We start from the raw sequence: 18,222 nt of genomic DNA, 5'->3' as shown, positions 1-18,222 counted from the left end.
TTAGTTACTGCTCTTCTTGTAAGGATAGAATCTTTAGCTGGTCATACTAGTAAGGGGCAAGGATTCATCAGAATTCTGGACTCAGAAATCAGAATTTATAGGAGATGTTATGAGGAGACCAGCTAAGACATTCCAAGATTTAATAGTATGGCAAAAAGCACATGAGTTTGTGTTAGAAGTTTATGCCCAAACTGAAGATTTTCCAAAATCAGAAATGTATGGTTTAACCTCTCAGTTTAGAAGAGCAGCTGTTTCTATTGCTGCGAATATTGCGGAGGGATTTAAAAAACGGGAAAAAAAAGATACAGCACGTTATTTAAATATCTCCCAAGGATCACTCGAAGAGTGTAGGTACTATATCATCTTATCAAAAGATCTTGGATATATTGAAGCCTCAGAAGATTTTAATAATAAGCTGCAAGAAGTCAGTAAACTTATTAATGCTTATTCAAAGGCAATACTGAGTGAATGCTGAATCCTGAGTTCAGGTGTCAGAACTCAGAATGGATGCTGCCAATTAAAACAGTATAAAGCATAAAACAAGGGCGGGCTTAAACCCACCCCTTAATCCCCTCCCCGGAGGGGAAATATTCTTTAACCCAGCAATGCCAGAAACCAAAGCGTCTCTCCTCCGGCGGAGGAGAACAAGAGGTGGGTACTTATGAGCAATAAAAAATTGAATATTATTCCTTACCAACACCATTTGGTAGAAAAGGCACGAAAACTTCGTAATAATAGTACACCCGCAGAGAAAAGGCTCTGGAAATATATCCGGGAAAAGCGGGTCAACGGCTTCGATTTTGACCGTCAAAAACCTATTGATCGTTACATCGTCGATTTCTACTGTAAAGAGCTAATGCTGGCTATTGAAATAGACGGGAAATATCATGATTCGCAATATGAGCAAGATCGACTACGCCAACAGAGAATAGAATCCTTTGGTGTTCACTTCTTGCGATTTTCTGAAAAAGAAGTGCTTGATGACATTGATAATGTTTTGCGTGTTATTGAACAGTGGGTTTTAAAATATGATGACTAACCCACCCCTTACTCCCCTCCCAAGTGTTCTGTTCCGGGACATGGTTTACACCTGTTCGGGGACATGGTTAACACGTTTAATTAGCATTCTTGTTTAAATTAATGGTTCGAATTTGTTGGTTGCAAAAATAAACGTCGTATGTGTGAGACTCCGAACTAGCACGGAGCGCAAGCCGGTGGCCACTGAAGGCTTTTCCCACCGTGAAGCGTTGACCGCGAAAGCGAATCCTGCCGTTGGTGGTTACTTTTCGAGTGGTCGCACCGCTGGCGTAGGCAACCGGCGGCAGATGCTCTGGAAATGCTCTGTCGCTGGATTCGTAGCGTGTGGCCGGTGGGTTCATATCCAAGTGCTGATGGGGGCGGACTGTGTTATAGCGGGTACGCCAGTCGGCCATCCGGGCATGGGCCTCGCTGTGGTCGGCGAACTGCCGGTGGGCAAGCAGCTCATCACCCCGGGTTCGGTTAAACCGCTCGTTTTTGCCTTTGCCCTGCGGGTGGTTCGGGCGGCTGTAGATGACGTCAATGCCAAGCCGCATCAGCCAGACGGCCAACCCGGTATAGAACGGTCCCCAATCGCGCCAGCCGAGCCCCGCGCCCCACGGCGGGCCGTTGTCGCAGAGCATGGCCCAAGGCAGTCCATAGCGCCTGAAGACCGTTATCAGCAGTTCTTGAACCGTACTCCGTTGCTGGTTCGGGCATCCTGCCACAGCCAGACTGAAGCGGGAATGGTCATCTACCAACGTGAGCGGATAGCAATACTGCTGGTTGGCCAAGCGAAATTCGCCCTTAAAATCCAGTTGCCAGAGCTCGTTGGGGGCGCCCCGCTCGAAGCGCTGCCAGCTTCCTCGTCGGCTCGGATCCGAAGGTTCGGCGAGCATATCGTGGCGATCCAAGATGGAGGTTATCGTGCTCGCTGCCGGAATCTGCTCCGGAGCCGCCTCGATCGTTCCGGCCCTTGCTTGATTACACAGGTGACAGCGCAGTTTACGGCCGCCCCAGCCGGGATCCCGACGACGAGCCTCCACGACCAGCTCCTCGATATGGTCAGGTGTCTTGTTTTGGTTGTTATCGGGCCGACGGGAACGTTCGGACAGCCCTTCCAAGCCATCCTGTTGGTAGCGGCGAAGCCACTTGTAGCCGGTAGGACAGCTGATACCAAACCGACGGCAAAGCTTACTCATATTGGTCTGTGGTTGATCTGCCATTTGGACAAATTCGGCTTTCAGTTCCATTTTCGTTTCCTCGGTTTTCCAAGGCATTATGGCCTCCTTTTTGAAGGTAAGAATGCCTATTTTTTGATCTTTTTAAAGTGTAAAGGATGTCTCGGAACACCTGTAAAGGATGTCCCCGGTCTATACACCCAAGAGGGGAAATGTTCTTTAACCTGGCAACGCCATAAAACAAAGCGTCTCTCCTCCGGCGGAGGAGAACAAGAGGTGGGTCCCAGGAGCACAACGATATTAAAAAAATATTCTGAATTCTGAGTTCTGAATACTATACTCCAAAACAGAAATATCGAATGAAATTGCTAACTAGAAATTTTAACTCAAACCCGCGTGTAATCGCGACCTAAACCAACCACTATGCCCGAAAACGGAGAAATTACCACAACCATCGAAAACAACATTGGAACTATTGAATTTTATCATCCCAAAGGTAATTCCTTGCCCGGCCAGATGCTGCGCGACCTTGCCTCTACCATCACTGAGATGGGCGAAAAGGAGTACGTACATGTACTGGTGCTCAAAAGCCGGGGCGAAGGTGCTTTCTGTGCAGGGGCTTCGTTTGATGAGCTGATTGCCATCGACAACTATGAAGAAGGCAAACATTTCTTCATGGGTTTTGCCAAAGTTCTTAACGCTATGCGGCAGTGCCCCAAGCTTACTATTGTGCGTGTGCAGGGCAAAACCGTTGGTGGTGGTGTAGGCATCGCCTCCGCGGGAGATTACACCATAGCACACAAATCTGCGGCTATAAAGCTGAGTGAACTCGCCTTGGGTATTGGACCGTTTGTGGTGGGGCCGGCTGTAAAGCGAAAGGTCGGGACTTCTGCATTTAGCACCCTATCCATTGACGCCTCCAGCTGGAATGATGCTGAATGGGCTCGTCAAAAGGGACTCTTTTCTAAAGTTTGTGATTCTCACGAAGCGCTAGATAAACAGGTGGCAGACCTAGCGAGCCAGCTCTCTGATTACAGTCCCGATGCGATGGCTGAACTCAAAAAAGTATTCTGGGAAGGCACCGAAAACTGGGATGAGCTATTGGAAGAACGAGCTGAAATCAGCGGACGCCTGGTACTTTCTGATTTCACCAAAAATTTCATTAATGAGTTTAAAAATTCGTAGCAAACCTGTTATGAATCATAAAGAAGTACAGCAGGCCCTTCGAGAAAAGGAGAATCCTGAACGTGCTGAACGTTCCCAAAAGTTTTTCAAAACAGGGCCCGGAGAGTATGGCGAAGGGGATCGGTTTTTGGGGATCCCTACGCCCCAAATCCGTAATATTGCCAAAGATTTTAACGAGCTCTCACTACCGGAAACTGAAAAATTACTACAATCTGAGTGGCATGAGGAACGCCTCTGTGCTTTGGTTATAATGGTACATAAAGCCGAAAAAGCGGATGAAACCTCCCATAAAAAGCTGTTCAACCTCTATAAACGAAATACCCGGTACGTTAATAACTGGGATCTTGTGGACAGCTCTGCACACTATATTGTCGGTCGCTACCTTATGGATAAAGACCGGGATATACTGTATAGCTGGGCCAAATCGGATAACCTGTGGGAACGGCGCATTGCGATTATAAGTACCTTCTATTTTATCCATCAAGAGGAGTATGAAGATACACTGGCCCTTGCCGAGATACTACTGAATGATAACCACGATCTTATTCACAAGGCCGTTGGATGGATGCTTCGGGAGATAGGAAATCGTGATCGTAAATGTGAAAAACGGTTTTTAGATCAACATGTTCAACAGATGCCACGAACAATGCTTCGATATGCTATTGAAAAATTTCCTGAAGATGAACGTCAACATTATTTGTCCTTGTAACCTATTCGTCTATGGGTACCTTGAGTGGGGCCTCTTTCTTGGGGAACTCTAATTCAAATTTCGCACCATCGGTGGTATTGTAAAACTCAAAATCTCCTTTTAATTGCATTGAAAGAGTCTCAATAAGTGACAAACCCAAACTGTCACTTTTGCTGATATCAAAATCTTCGGGTAATCCTTTACCATTATCAGCTATAACAAGTTCAATATTACTTTCTCCATTTTCTTTCATGCTTATTTCAATATGACCTTTCTCTTGATTTTCGAACGCATGTTCATAGGCATTGCTCACAAGCTCATTTAGTATAAGGCCACAGGGTATTCCTTGATCAACACCTAATTTAAAGCCATCGACATCAATTCCAACGGTAATCTCTTTTTCTGTATAATTAAATGAGTAGGAGACAATATCGATGAACTCTTTGACGTACTTTTTGAAATCAATTTCTGCAAGGCGTTCACTCTGGTATAGTTTTTCATGAATCATTGAAATCGACTGTACCCGTCGTTGACTTTCGGAAAGCACTCTTCTGGAAAAATCGTCCTCTGAATATCCCTGTTGTAACTCTAATAATCCTGAAATTACGGCAAGGTTGTTTTTTACTCGATGATGGATCTCTTTAATCAATACTTCCTTTTCTCCGAGTGCTTCACGTAAATCTTTTGTGCGCTCTTCTACTAACTCTTGCAATCTATTCTTTTCGAGCATGCCCAGCCGTACCCTGATGTAGCCATATATTATCCCTACAAAACTTATAACCACCAAGGTATAAAACCAGTAGGTGTGCCAAAAGGGATAAGCAACAGAAAATTGATATGATGTCACCTCCGATTTCATTTTGGGGGATCCGCCAACAGCCTGAACCATCAAAGTATAATCTCCCGGCTCCAGATTTGTATAGGTAGCTGTATTGTTTGCCGATAAAGGTGACCAAGTATCTTCAAACCCTTTCATTCGGTAGCGGTATTCCATATTTCCCGGTTGGCGGTATTCCAGACCTGAAAAAGAGAATGTATAAGTATGCTCACCGGGCGGAAAAGTCACTGATGGATATATCAATCGTCCGGTTTGGTATTCAAGCTTAGAGTTATACTTCTCCCACTTTACTTTTTTAACGTTCCTTTTTATATCTGTTATATAGACCGTCGGAGGGTTGGTTTTCGTTCTGGCATTAAGCTTAGAGATATCCAGCTTCATCACGCCCTCCATACTACCAAACCAGGCCGTACCAGAACTATCTTCTGCCAAGGCTTTGAAGTTAAACTCAGCTCCCATTCCTTCTTCAAATAATTTATAATGCACCAGGTTCATTTTTCCGGTTTCCCAGTACCGGGGAACGTTAAGGCGATTTATCCCTCCATTTGTTCCCTGCCACAAGTGCCCTTCTTGGTCAAACCAAATGAAATGCGAATCCAGTAGTCGCATACCCGCTTCTTTACCAAAATTAGTAATTGAATATTGGCTTCCCCCATTTTGAGGTTGTAAAACGGAAACACCGGAAGCGGAACCCAACCAAATATTGCCCTTATCATCTTCTGTAATATAATTAATCCTGTTATGGGCTAACCCATCTTCAATTGTAACCTTCTCAAAGCTATTGCCATCGTATATCCCCAGGCCGGCAGTAGTTGCAATATAGAAATCACCCTGTGTGTCTTCGTAGATATGATGGACAATATTACCGACTAAGCCATCTTCTATAGTAAAATGTTCTACCTGCCCATCTTGTAACCGAATAATGCCATAATCAGTAGCAAGCCAACATACACCCTTAGAATCGATAAGGACGTCATAAGTATACCACCGTTTTAGACCCTTTTCTTTGGTAAAATTGTGGTACTCATCTCCATCGTACTCCAGCAACGTGTTATCCGGCATCACTATTAACTGGTTGCCATTAGGTAGTTCTTCAATTTCCCAGATATTACTGTCGGCATACCTTTCAGGCAATGGATGATGCCTAACTTCCTCTCCGTCATAAGAATCAACTCCATTTTCGGTACCGGTCCAGATAGTTCCGTCCCGGTCAATATCAACACTTAGCACCCCATCAGAAGAAAATCCAAAATTTTTACCATAAAAAACAAAAGCATCCCCACGATAAAGGTTGACTCCATTTTCGTCTGTTGCAACCCACATATTGTTGTTGGCATCTTCAAAAAAGGTATATATATAATTACTGCTCAGTCCATTTTCGCGGGTAAAATGTTTGTAGCTGTTACCATCAAAAACAAAAACGCCCTTCATCTCAGTACCTATCCATACATTGCCGTTGGCAGCCGCTTTAACATCAAAGACGTAGCCTAAATCAATTCCATTGATCTTTTTAATTTTTCGAAATGTTTTACCATCCCATATTGATACCCCATCGCTGGTAGCAAACCATAAATTGCCTTTCTTATCTTCGGTTATCTGATAAACCTTTGCCCCACTCACTCCATCCTCAACGGTATAATTTGTAAAAGAACCATCCTCAAATTTTGAAATACCATGTTGTGTTGCAATCCAGATAACCCCATCACTGAATTGTTTAAAATCCCATATCGAATTACTTACAAGTCCGTCTTGTTTACGAATTCGACGAAATTCTCCATCATCAAGTACAAAGATACCTCCGCCATAAGTTCCAAACCAAACTTCATTATTAAACTCTTTAATTTGCCACACTTCATAATGTGTTAGCGAATCATCAGGGAAAGGATTCACCAAGCTATCACCTTTAAAAGTTACCACTCCCCCCGGGTAGTTGGCGACCCAAAGTCGCCCCTGAGAATCTTCATATAAATTTTGTATTGCATTGTTACGGAGCCCATCTTCAGTGGTATAGGTTTTAAAAGAGTTGCCGTCGAACCGGCTTAATCCTCCACCATTTGTTGCCATCCAGATAAAACCATCACTGGTTTGAACCATGTCATGGACTTGTCCCTGTGGCAATCCCTCATTCACTGAATAAATTTTAAAGTCGTAGTGCTGGGCTACTCCTACAAACGGTATTCCTACCAGTAATAAGAATGTGTAGAAAACTTTGTTTTTAAAAACCCAATTATATCTCATTACTGCTCCTAAAACCTAATTTAAGCATCTCAGCTTATACCCCTTTTATTTCAAATAAATGATCTGTCAATAACAATTAATGTAGAAAACTATTATTAAATAATAGTTATTGTAACTAATATATCTATGAAAAATAATACTTTACGCATAGTTTTCTTTCCAACAGCGATGAAGATAAAAGAATCTATACTTAGAAAAAATTGTTAATTTATTCTTTTGGATAGACAAAATACCAATTCTATGCAACTGGTACATTTAAAGCAGCTTCTTTTATTTGAAGCTGAATACTCTCTTCGCGTTGGTCATTAAAGGCATAGTTGTTAGCATTACGTATGAGTTCATTTTATTTGGGCCCAAAAGTTCTCTTTGCTATTCCCGTAAAATGCTTCTGTACTATTGGGCTTTCAGCCCCCACTGTTAGTGATAGTTCTTAAAATTTTTACCATTAAACTTGGTAATGCCACTACATATATACCGATTCAAAGATCACCATCGCTTGTTTATACCACATCAAAAGTCTGGCTGTAGGCGAGCTCCTCATCAACAAAAAAGCTTCTATATTATACCGCTGACTATGACCAAGAAATGGAAATAAGACAACAGAGAATCCCATTAAAAGATACTCTCGTATATCTAAATTCCCAATAGGGTTTTCTCACTTATCTCTCCACCACTTATTTACATCCCTTTCTGCAAACTGTATTTAATTTAACATTAAATATAATAAACGGATCTAATTACTTTAAATATTATCCAAAATGCAGGGTGTTGCTATGTTCGGGATCAATCTCTTCGGGAACAAAGCAGATTTCAATTGCTATCCCATTGTCCTTGTGGATATTTAACCTGCCATTTAATTGATTGGCCAACACTTGAAGCAATGAAATGCGTAATGAATCTGAATCTAAATCTTCTTCTTTAATTCCGATCCCATCATCTTTTATAATAAAGTAGATCTCCTCTTTCTGCTTTTTCATTTGTAAGCTTATAGCCGCCTCATTCCCATCTTTAAAGGCGTTAAAGATCAGCTCATTGATGATTAAGGAACAAGGAATTGCCTGGCTTACAGTAAGAACAATATTATCAATATCAGTATTAATTGTAATGTCATCATCCAAATATGAATCTTTAATCGATTCCAGAAGGTCTTCGGTAAACGAATCAAATTCGATATAAGAGAGACTCTCAGATTGGTATAGGTTTTCGTGGACCAGCGCGATACTACGCACCCGCATTTGACTCTGCTGCAATGCAGAAACAGCATAATCGTTCTCAGTATCCCAGATTTGCATCTGTAAGAGCCCGGAAATAACCGCTAAGTTATTTTTTACACGATGATGGATTTCGGCTAACAGTACTTCTTTTTCTTGTAAAGATCGGGTGATCTTTTGTTGGGCTTCTTTTTCTGCACTTATATCACTGGCAACAATAACATACCCTTTAATTGTATTTTTGCTGCTTTTAATCATTCCTTTAGAAACACTAACCGGAATGGAAGAAGCACTGTCATCAGAGGCTAATAATACCGCATCGTTTCCCTTACTGCTATTGGTAGCATTTTCTTCAAAAAGATCAGGTACTGAACTTTTAAAAATATTCTGAACCGGTTCGTTTAATAATTTCTCTTCGGTAGATCCCAGCATAGCTACACCGGCAGAATTAACCCGTGTTATGTTATATTCAGCATCTGTTACAACAAGCAAATCGGCCATTGCTTCAATAATACTATCTACATAATCACGAGAAACAGTTGTTTGGCTTAAACTTTCAGCCATATGATCAAAGGTCTCGCTCAATTCTCCGAGCTCATCTTTAGAACTGTAATCAATACGCTCATGGAGGTTCCCCTGGCCAATACTTTTTGCAGCTGCAGCTATCTTTTTAATCGGGTTAGCAATAGAACGGTATAAGAAGAACGTCAAAATAATCGCAATTACAATTGCCACAATTGTTGCTACCGATAAAATATACCCAATACGATCTAGCTGACTATTTATGGAAGTAATTTCTTGTTGATGGTTATTTTGGATCTTCTTCCGTCCCTTTTCGATAAGCGGTAATAGGTTAGACCGAAAGTAGGGTTCAATAGTAACCGTAAAAAACTCTTTCTGATCTTTGTAGTTTTCGGGATCTATATTTTGCAGCTGCTCAATTAATGAACTGTAGATATTAAATTTCTTTTCCAGCTTATTAAGTACTGCAAGTCCCTCTTCTGATGGAACACTGTCTTCAAAAATATTGGATGGTTCCTCTTTAATACGTTTTCGCGTTTTTCTTATCGTCTGTCGAAACTTGTTCAAAGATTCATCAATATCTGCTACTAATGTTTCTCGGGTTTTATTCCCCCGACTAAAGCTCATCGACAAACTTTTACGATATTGATCTTCAAGCAGGTATTGGGTTCTTGTTAGGCTTTGATATAGCTGTAACCCCAGTTCCCCGGCTAGCTCAATTTCGTCAATTGCTTGTGCACTTTCGGCTGTAACCTGATCTTTGACAGCTTCATTGATATAGGAAGAAGTTATACCGATGCCACCAACAAGTATGATTACCACCGAAAAACTAATAAATAACTTTGTACTAAGTTTCATGCTTTGAAAACGGTTTTAAAATCGATCATGACGTACCAAAGCCATAGTTGAGATGTAGAACACCCACTAGTTACTTTAGTCATCAAATGTCCTTTTTATAAAACTAAAGTTTATTGCCAATTCGAAATGTAAAACGAGAATGTATCAATAGCGATACTAATAAGCCTAAGAATTCGATCCCTTCCAAGAACGGCTCTTTAGCTAACGCTTAGAAACGTACTATTGAATTCAGTTTTTTAGTAATCTTATCCACATTGGGCAAGACCGAATCCATCAATTGCACATTATGAGGAACCGGAATGTCAGGCATTGCTAAACGTTCTATGGGTGCATCTAAATAGGTAAATGCCTGTTTCGATAAGGTAGCACTTATTTCTGCCCCAAAACCTGCTGTTTGGGTATCTTCATGTACAATCAAACAGCGATTGGTTTTTTGAACTGATTTCAAAATAGCTTCTTTATCCCACGGCATAATTGAACGCAAATCTAAAATCTCAGCATCGATACCTGATTGGTCAACTGCTTTTTCACATTGTTCACACATAGCCCCCCATGTAACAACTGTAACATCGTTTCCTTCTCGCAAGGTCTTTGCTTTACCAAGAGGAACAATATATTTATCACCCGGATAGGGACGACGTGCATACTTAGCATCTAATAAGTTACGATGTTCAAAAAAGATAGTAGGGTTATTACTTCGTAATGCTGACCGCAACAGTCCAACAGCATCTTGAGCGTTACTGGGCATTACTAATTGCCAGCCCACAGCATGAGCAAAAAACACTTCGTTACAAAGGCTGTGCCAGGGGTCACCACATTTGGCAAAGCCTCCCGGCATACGTACCACAATTGGTGCTGCAAATTGATTAGCTGTTCTCCAGCGAATAGTTCCGCAATTGTTAAGTTGCTCTGTAGCAGGATCGGCATATTTACGGAACTGGATTTCAGCTACGGGCATTAGGCCACTGTAGGCAAGTCCTACTGATCGGCCAATAATCCCTTCTTCCGAAAGGCTTGTATCAAAAACGCGCGATTCGCCATGCGCCGTTTGCAGTCCCATTGTAGCGGCATGCACCCCACCTTTGGCGCCCACATCTTCACCAAAGACCATCACCTTGGGATTGGTTTCTAATTCATAATCCAGCGTTTTACGGATGGCTTCAACAATATTAATTCGCTGCTTGCCTGGATTTGGTGTCTCAGAACTTTCGGGAAATGTGTGATCAGAAGGGGCGAGCCCTCCGATAAGCTGAAGATCTGCACTGCCATCTTCCTTTTTCTCCTCAAACGCATAGCGTGTGGTCTCTTGTGGATCGGGTTCCGGACGAGATAAAGCAGCTTTAGTTGCTTCTTCGATATCAGTTTCTGCCTTCTCTTCAAGATTATTCCACTCCGCTTCTGTAATACGGTCAGGTACTAAAAACGTCTTTATACTGTTCAGTGGATCGGCTTCTTGCTCTTGCTCAATGAGCTCTTGGGATTTATAAGCCTGATTGTCTTGATAGGAGTGCCCATTCAGCCGTGGCATTGTCAAGTGAATTAGAGCTGGCCCTTTACGATCTCTCACATAATTAACTGACTGGCTGAGCAGGTCCGCGGCTTCAACCGGATCTGTTCCATCCCCATCGAAAATGCGGATATTTTTAAATGAATACAGGTTTTTAGCAATATTCCCTCCCGGAGTTTGGAACTCACCGGGAACAGAAATACCATAGCCATTATCTTCAATGTAAAAAAGAATGGGGAGGTCTTGAGTAGTAGCAATTGTTAATGCCGACCAAAAGCCGTTTGTTGCTACAGACCCTTCTCCACCGAGCACTACTGAAATAGCACGATCATATTCATCTTGTTCAAGTGTCTGATTATGATATTGAATCCCTTGAGCCCATCCGATAGCTGGTGTATACTGCGAGCCTACATCTCCTGCCATTGGTAATACCGTTGGTCCGTCAAGGCCCGGTTTATTACATACTACACCAATATCCCGGCCATCACTATATCCGCCAGACTTAGCCATTGGAGCAGCCATTGCATCGTCGAGCTCTAATCCCAATGACAACATCAACGGTCGAGAACGATAATAGGCGCTGGCGGCATCATGTTTGTGGGTTAGTTGCGAGCCGAGCAATATCTGCCCAAGCTCATGCCCCCTCGCAGAAAATTGATACAGAACCTCTTTATTGGGGACAAGTTCATTCTCTTCTTTATCATCCATTGCTCGGGAAGTGAGCATAAGCTCAGCTATATGAGCCCAATCAACGGAGTCAACAATAGGCGGTAATTCTATTTGTGCTTCTTTATTAGTTGGCATAACCGTTTTATTCAAAAACTTATCTTAAAATTCTTGTGCTTCTAATATCTTCTCGAAACTTCTTTCAAAGTGTTCCATCTCATGTTCGCGACCAATAGTAATGCGCACACAGTTAGGCAAACCGAAAGCATTGATCCGGCGCAATATAACCCCCTCCTCAATCATTGCTTGAGTAAAAGCAATAGCTTGTTCGGTGTTAGGTAGAATCATCATAACGGAATTTGAAATAGAGGGCACATATTCAACATTATGTTTTTCAAAAAATCGATATAGCCGTTTCTTTCCCTTCTTAACTACGTCGCGGCTTTTTTTAAGAAATTTAGTATCACCCAGTGCTGCCAGTGCCGCTGCTTGGGCTGTAGTTGTGGGTTCAAAAGTAAGCTTGGTCTTGCTCATTTCATTAATCAAGTGCTCCGGGCCAATACCATAACCTATGCGAAAACCAGCTAACCCATAGGCCTTAGAAAAAGTACGTAAGGTAATCACATTATTATGATCAAAATCAAGGCTGTGGGGATAATCCGATACATCTTGGGCAAACTCATAATAAGCTTCATCCATGACAACAATAACATCCTCAGGCACTTTCCGCATAAAGCGTTCAAACTCAGACCTGGTGATATATGTACCTGTGGGGTTATTGGGATTGGCGATATATACCATCTTTGTACGGCCTGATATCGCTCCTGCGATTGCATCTAAATCGTACCTATAATCATCAGTTACAGGTATTTTTTTTAACGATATACCGCGAATATTGGCCTGCACAAAAAAGCCAACGAATGTTGCGTTGGCTGTAATTGCTTCTTCATTATTCAAAAAGAATGTGCGACATAAATTGGCAATAAGGCTTTCTGAACCGGCTCCCACAATTATATTTTCAGGAGACACATTATTTTGGTCAGCAAGCACCTCACGCAGTTGAAGAGATACAGGATCCGGATAATCCTGAATCTCTTGCATCGCTTTGATAACCTGTGCCTGTACATGAGAACTACAACCTAATCTATTTTCATTTGAGGCTAATTTCGATATCTGCGGCGGATCATACTCATCCTCTACTTCAGCAATTGTTTTTCCTGCTACGTAGGGAGACAGATCTCGAATGTTGTGAGGAACCAGACTTCGGTTATCCATATTTGCCATAGCAATTATTCGCTTGGTGTACTACCAATTAAAATGATTATTTCTACTAATAAATGTCCCAAATTTCAGGTTTCTAATATGCCTAAATTAACCCATTTTTACAACGGATTTGCCCTAAAACTTTTTGTTTGATTCATTATTGTAAGATCCCAAACCACTTGTTACCTTCATAAAAAAATTGTTCTGATTATGATAAAAACTGCAGTTATAACAGGCGCCAGCCGTGGTATAGGTTTTCAAACAGCTAAACTATTAGCTAATAAAGAGGTTCAGGTAATCGCAGTTGCTCGTTCAAAAAAACCACTACAAGAACTTGAACAAACCAATGCCAAGATGATAACGGCAATACCTACCGATCTTACCGATGAGGAAGCCGTTGCTAACCTTATATCACAGGTAACACAAAACTATGAGGGCATTGATATCCTCATAAATAATGCGGGGGCGCTTGTTAATAAACCTTTTGCTGAATTAACTCTTGATGACTGGCGTTCCCAAATCGAAAGTAATTTAATTAGTGCAGTGCATATCACCAGACAGCTTCTTAACTGTTTTAATGATAATGCCCACATTGTTAATATAAGCAGTATGGGGGGATACCAGGGCAGTTCTAAATTCCCCGGACTGGCAGCTTACAGTGTATCAAAAGGGGCATTAAGTATTCTCAGTGAATGTTTGTCGGTAGAACTCAGTAACCAAAGCATCAGCGTAAACACATTGTGTTTGGGAGCCGTACAAACCGATATGCTCGAAGAAGCTTTTCCCGGTTTCGAAGCCCCGGTTTCTGCTTCCGAAATGGGACAATATATTTCAGAGTTTGCCCTTACCGGCCACTCATTCTACAATGGAAAGATATTGCCGGTTGCTATGGCAGACCCTGACTAATGATAACAGTGGGAATCTTAATCTATATTTTCTACATTACTGCCTAATTTTAACAGATCATACAAGAGCCGTGAAAAAATATTTAGCACTTTTATTTATCATTAGCATTTTTTCTCTTGGAGCTACCTCCAATACAAAAGCACAACGACTTAAACTACTTGGTGGAAATACCCTCAACGGGGCTATGAACGGAGTTGTTCTTGGAGGGGCTACTATGGCACTTAAAAATAGCGATGATTTTAAACCTGTTAGAATAGGATTGGGCGCAGGCACCCTTTATGGTATAGGGGTAGGTATTTATGATATTTCACAAATAGATGCCGGCCAGCAATTCTATATTTCAGGTACCTTTAATGACGGAGTAAACTCATCTATTATTGTTTTACTGGATACCTTTTATGGGGCTGCTGCAGGAGCCGTTATCGCATCCTCGGTTTCTCTTATTATTCAAGAACCCATCGTAGATGCCCTGCAATATGGATCGGGTATAGGTGCTTGGGCAGGTTTTGGCTTTGGTATTTTTGACTCTTTTGTACTAGCAAAAGGGCCAAACTATTCTGCCCAGTCTTCGCTCTCGCAAAGTGCTGTTAACGGGTTACTCACCTATAGCAATGCTTCTCAATCAGTTAATATTGGGATGCTTAGCCCTAAGTTAATAACTCAAAAGAAAGTAACAGGCCGAACAGTGCAGCTCGATTACCACACTGCTGTAGACTTGGTTCAGCTAAAAGTTCAATTATAACCTATTCTTCTAAATCTACATTCTGGCCTTCATAATCATCCGGTGTTTCCAGGCTCGCCCCTTCTTCCGGATCTTTCGATAAGGCGAGGAATCGAACTAACTCTTTTACCGTATTAGTGTGCCCAGACAGTGAAGGGTGTAATCCATCACTCAAATAGTTCCATGGTGCAGGACCACTACCTTCCTCTTCGCCATCTTCATTTTGATGGTGCTCCTCGTCTTCGCTATGCATTCTCTCTCCGAGAGGATCAACAATATATCCCTTTTTACCTACCAGTATTTCACGGATGCTACTTAAATCGTCCTCAAAAAGATCGAAATGGAACAGGCGGATCTGTTGTAACATCTCTGTTATTACCGGAGGCGGGGTAATCCATATTAAAGGATTATCGGTAATTTCAGAAACCGTTGCCTCAATGGTATTCAGATTTTCCCAATAATCAGCAAGAGAAACAAGCGGGCGATCAGGAGCTACATGCAAGCGTTGGGCATCAAAAGTACCAAGTGCTACTATTACCCAATCTGGTTCATGTGAAAGCACATCGCGATTCAATCGTTTAAGTGCATCGCTGGATGTATCGTAAGAAATACCACTGTTGATAAATGTAAAATCGGGGCTTTCCAGTCCTATGTCTAAGAGATGCTCAAAGATATTAAACCATCCTTGCAGGTCATCCGTAATAGAATCGCCCAAAGCTACAATGGTATCTCCCTCCTCAAAGGGTAACTCTTCTATCCATTCGGCAACATCAGGATCTTCAAGCAGTTCCACAGCTGCTTGCTTGGCATTAGCTAAAAAACGATCACGCAGTTTATTTAACTCATCTGTTTCCAATCCCATTAAACCGGCTATTGCTTCTTCGTTTTCAACTCCCGGTAATAACGGATATCGTTTTTCAAGATTCAGAAATTGTAACAAATACTTTTCAAGTACTTCTTTCTCTTCTTCAGTAGCTATATGATCAGCCATAAAAATAAATGTAAAGTTTTTCTAATTAGTTAAGAAGCGTTGAAGCTAATTTCGGTGCTCCCTCTTCTGCTCGTTCTTTAAAATGGTTCCAGTCATTGTTGTTGACTAAATCAGGCGTATTAGGATCAACCACGTATTTTGATATCCCATTGGGTGCTAAATCAACTAATCCTGCTGCGGGATAAACTACAAGCGATGTACCAATAACAATCAATATATCAGCCTCTGGAACTATAGCTGAAGCTTTTCTCATATTGGGAACAGGCTCGCCAAACCATACAACATGGGGCCGCAGTTGTGCTCCATCCTCGGCCGTATCTCCCAGTTCAATACTGTCTCCACCTATATCGTACACAAGAGACCGGTCTTTTTCACTACGTACTTTAGAGAGTTCTCCATGTAGATGAAGTACATCTGTAGATCCCGCACGTTCATGCAGACTATCAACATTCTGGGTTATTACGGTAACATCATATTGCTCTTCGAGTTGAGCAATCGCTCGATGTCCCTCGTTTGGCTCTACAGAATGTGCTTGTTTTCTACGTTCATTATAAAAATCGAGTACTAGTTCTTTGTCGTTATGCCAGGCTTGAGGAGTAGCCACATCATGAACATCATGTCCTTCCCATAAGCCATCAGAACCGCGAAAGGTTTTCAACCCGCTGTCGGCACTCATACCGGCACCGGTTAGTACCACAATCTTCTCCATATCCTAAATAGAAAGGTAGCTATTAATTATGAGCAAATTCCGGGGTCATTGCTTCCAGCCAAGAGCTAGACTCTTCATAATTCTCTATAACATCAGGATTATCATAATAGTTAAATGTAGATACCATACGTTCTACATCATCTCTCAGGATTCTAATAGCGTTATTAATCAATCCTTTGTTAAATCCTTTTTCATCTAGTCGAAGAGTAAATTCCAAGGAGATTACACGACTCAATATTCGGCCAAGTTCAACAAGCCTATCTTGTCCTAGTTGATGATCAATCTTGAAATCCAACACTTCAGTAAAGTAATCTGCAGCCCGTTCTGTTAATTTAAATTCACTAAGAAATTCGTGCAGATTCTTTAATTTTACCTTACGCATCTGTTTGATGACAGACTCAGAAATTTGCTGGTAAAGAATGTCATTAGAACCTTCAAAGATCTGAAATGGACGACTATCAACCAGTGAACGCCCGGCAATATGATCGAGTCGATATCCTTTAGCTCCCATTAGCTGTAACAATGATTGGGATGCCTGTTGCATTAAATCTGTGGTATATGTCTTAATGGCATTTGCAGTTAAATCCATATTAGACACATCTTTGGTAATGGGTACATTCTCACTGGTAAAAGCACACATAGCAGAACATACTGTAAACGAAGACTGTAATCGGTTAAGACGTTTTTTTACCTGCTCATAGTTAAAAAGACTTTGTCCACCTACATAACGTTCCCTGCAATGGGTCACCGCTTCATCCAACATACGTTTTAAGAAGCCTAGCCCCATACCGGGAAACTGAAGTCGACTACGATGCAGCACGTCTAACATCATCTTTATCCCAATAGACTTAGGCTGCAGTTTATACTCTTCAGGAACTGTGATATTAACTTTATTCCTCCCATAAGGAAGCATATACAAGCCGAGATTATTATAATACTCTTCTACCTCAATGCCACCGCGACGGCTATCGTGGATAAAAAATCCAATGTCACGTCCAAGGCCACTGCCATTCTCTCTCCTGGCTGTAATTAACCAAAAGTCTGCAGCTCCTGTGAGGCCCGCCCAGTGCTTCGTACCTGATACCTGATAGCAGGTATCACTGTCGTTTTCTACTTTTCTAAAAGACGTCTCCATACGAAGGGCATCAGAACCGAAGTCTGGTTCTGTTATCATTAAGCCGCCCATATTATTTTCATGCAGGAAACGATCAAAAATAGGCTGTTTTACTTCCTCTGATCCATAGTTGACCACTGGTTGTAAAAACAAAGCCCCATTTATTCCCATCATGAGTGATAATGGCAGGGATTCGTAAGAGCTGGCTTGCAACATGGAAAGAGCCTCATGAGTCTTTGCTCCTCGCCCTCCATATTCCTCCGGTATAAATACACTCAGAGGTTTGCAATCCATCACTTTTTCTAAAATATCTTGTGGTAATCCACGGTTCAGACTGAGCTTATCAATATCTTCCTCAACATTGAATAGCTTATGCAGCCTTTTTTTATAATGGGAGATAAAATCAGAAAAGTTCATATCCGTTAATCAAATTCAAAAAATTAAAAGCCTACCAAATCTTATTAATCCTTCTTTCGTTTAGTAATGCCTTATTTCGTAAACGGTAATATACCGAATAAAATTCCTTGGTAAAAACCTATAGAGCGCCTTTAAATTCTTTTACCAGTGATAACAAAAAAAGCCCTTCACGCGATTGGGCGTGAAGGGC

General features: G+C 41.6%; 14 protein-coding genes. 6 read left to right on the top strand and 8 right to left on the bottom strand.

Going from position 1 to position 18,222, the window contains the following annotated elements; all coding sequences use genetic code 11:
• Positions 1-109: 109 nt before the first annotated feature.
• Both G3569_RS08765 and G3569_RS08760 read left to right on the top strand, forming a co-directional pair.
• Complete coding sequence (locus G3569_RS08765) at positions 110-475, top strand: four helix bundle protein (RefSeq protein WP_165268184.1); 366 nt, start codon at positions 110-112, stop codon at positions 473-475.
• Between the two features lie 186 nt (positions 476-661).
• On the top strand, positions 662-1,039 hold the full coding sequence (locus tag G3569_RS08760; protein ID WP_165268182.1) for an endonuclease domain-containing protein: 378 nt from the start codon (positions 662-664) through the stop codon (positions 1,037-1,039).
• A gap of 76 nt (positions 1,040-1,115) precedes the next feature.
• Here G3569_RS08760 and G3569_RS08755 read toward each other — a convergent pair whose 3' ends face one another.
• Positions 1,116-2,297, bottom strand: a complete 1,182-nt coding sequence (locus G3569_RS08755) for an IS481 family transposase (protein ID WP_165268180.1) — start codon at positions 2,295-2,297, stop codon at positions 1,116-1,118.
• Positions 2,298-2,621: 324 nt separating this feature from the next.
• Here G3569_RS08755 and G3569_RS08750 point away from each other — a divergent pair, with 324 nt between their 5' ends.
• Positions 2,622-3,383 carry an enoyl-CoA hydratase/isomerase family protein gene (locus G3569_RS08750; protein ID WP_165268178.1) on the top strand — a complete coding sequence of 254 codons (762 nt, stop codon included), beginning with the start codon at positions 2,622-2,624 and terminating at the stop codon, positions 3,381-3,383.
• A gap of 10 nt (positions 3,384-3,393) precedes the next feature.
• Positions 3,394-4,092, top strand: coding sequence for a DNA alkylation repair protein (locus G3569_RS08745; protein WP_165268176.1), 699 nt, complete (start codon positions 3,394-3,396; stop codon positions 4,090-4,092).
• Between the two features lies 1 nt (position 4,093).
• Here G3569_RS08745 and G3569_RS08740 read toward each other — a convergent pair whose 3' ends face one another.
• The 4 genes from G3569_RS08740 to hisC form a co-directional block, all read right to left on the bottom strand.
• Complete coding sequence (locus G3569_RS08740) at positions 4,094-7,147, bottom strand: two-component regulator propeller domain-containing protein (protein ID WP_165268174.1); 3,054 nt, start codon at positions 7,145-7,147, stop codon at positions 4,094-4,096.
• Positions 7,148-7,896: 749 nt separating this feature from the next.
• Positions 7,897-9,738 (bottom strand): histidine kinase dimerization/phosphoacceptor domain -containing protein, encoded by a 1,842-nt coding sequence (locus G3569_RS08735; RefSeq protein ID WP_165268172.1) that lies wholly within the window; start codon positions 9,736-9,738, stop codon positions 7,897-7,899.
• Between the two features lie 208 nt (positions 9,739-9,946).
• Positions 9,947-12,049, bottom strand: coding sequence for an alpha-ketoacid dehydrogenase subunit alpha/beta (locus G3569_RS08730; RefSeq protein ID WP_165268170.1), 2,103 nt, complete (start codon positions 12,047-12,049; stop codon positions 9,947-9,949).
• Positions 12,050-12,073: 24 nt separating this feature from the next.
• Positions 12,074-13,186, bottom strand: a complete 1,113-nt coding sequence (gene hisC / locus G3569_RS08725) for a histidinol-phosphate transaminase (RefSeq protein WP_240894661.1) — start codon at positions 13,184-13,186, stop codon at positions 12,074-12,076.
• A 198-nt stretch (positions 13,187-13,384) separates the two neighbouring features.
• On the opposite strand from hisC, the gene G3569_RS08720 reads away from it, so the two are divergent.
• Both G3569_RS08720 and G3569_RS08715 read left to right on the top strand, forming a co-directional pair.
• Complete coding sequence (locus G3569_RS08720) at positions 13,385-14,080, top strand: SDR family NAD(P)-dependent oxidoreductase (RefSeq protein WP_205720102.1); 696 nt, start codon at positions 13,385-13,387, stop codon at positions 14,078-14,080.
• 70 nt (positions 14,081-14,150) lie between these two features.
• Entirely contained in the window at positions 14,151-14,822 is a 672-nt protein-coding gene (locus G3569_RS08715) for a hypothetical protein (protein WP_165268166.1), read from the top strand.
• 1 nt (position 14,823) lies between these two features.
• Here the strand turns inward: G3569_RS08715 and G3569_RS08710 are convergent, their stop codons facing one another.
• Genes G3569_RS08710 through G3569_RS08700 form a run of 3 tightly spaced genes read right to left on the bottom strand, consistent with a single transcriptional unit; the run spans position 14,824 to position 18,032 of the window.
• Positions 14,824-15,792 (bottom strand): SGNH/GDSL hydrolase family protein, encoded by a 969-nt coding sequence (locus tag G3569_RS08710; protein WP_165268164.1) that lies wholly within the window; start codon positions 15,790-15,792, stop codon positions 14,824-14,826.
• Between the two features lie 25 nt (positions 15,793-15,817).
• Complete coding sequence (locus tag G3569_RS08705) at positions 15,818-16,501, bottom strand: SIR2 family NAD-dependent protein deacylase (protein ID WP_165268162.1); 684 nt, start codon at positions 16,499-16,501, stop codon at positions 15,818-15,820.
• A 22-nt stretch (positions 16,502-16,523) separates the two neighbouring features.
• Positions 16,524-18,032: an acyl-CoA dehydrogenase family protein gene (locus G3569_RS08700; RefSeq protein WP_165268160.1), complete on the bottom strand. Its 1,509-nt coding sequence runs from the start codon at positions 18,030-18,032 to the stop codon at positions 16,524-16,526.
• Between the last annotated feature and the right edge of the window lie 190 nt (positions 18,033-18,222).

The sequence above is a fragment of the Fodinibius halophilus genome (genome assembly GCF_011059105.1).
GTDB lineage: Bacteria > Bacteroidota > Rhodothermia > Balneolales > Balneolaceae > Fodinibius > Fodinibius halophilus.
Note: the sequence above shows the minus strand (reverse complement) of the source record. Positions and strands in the feature narration are given on the sequence as shown.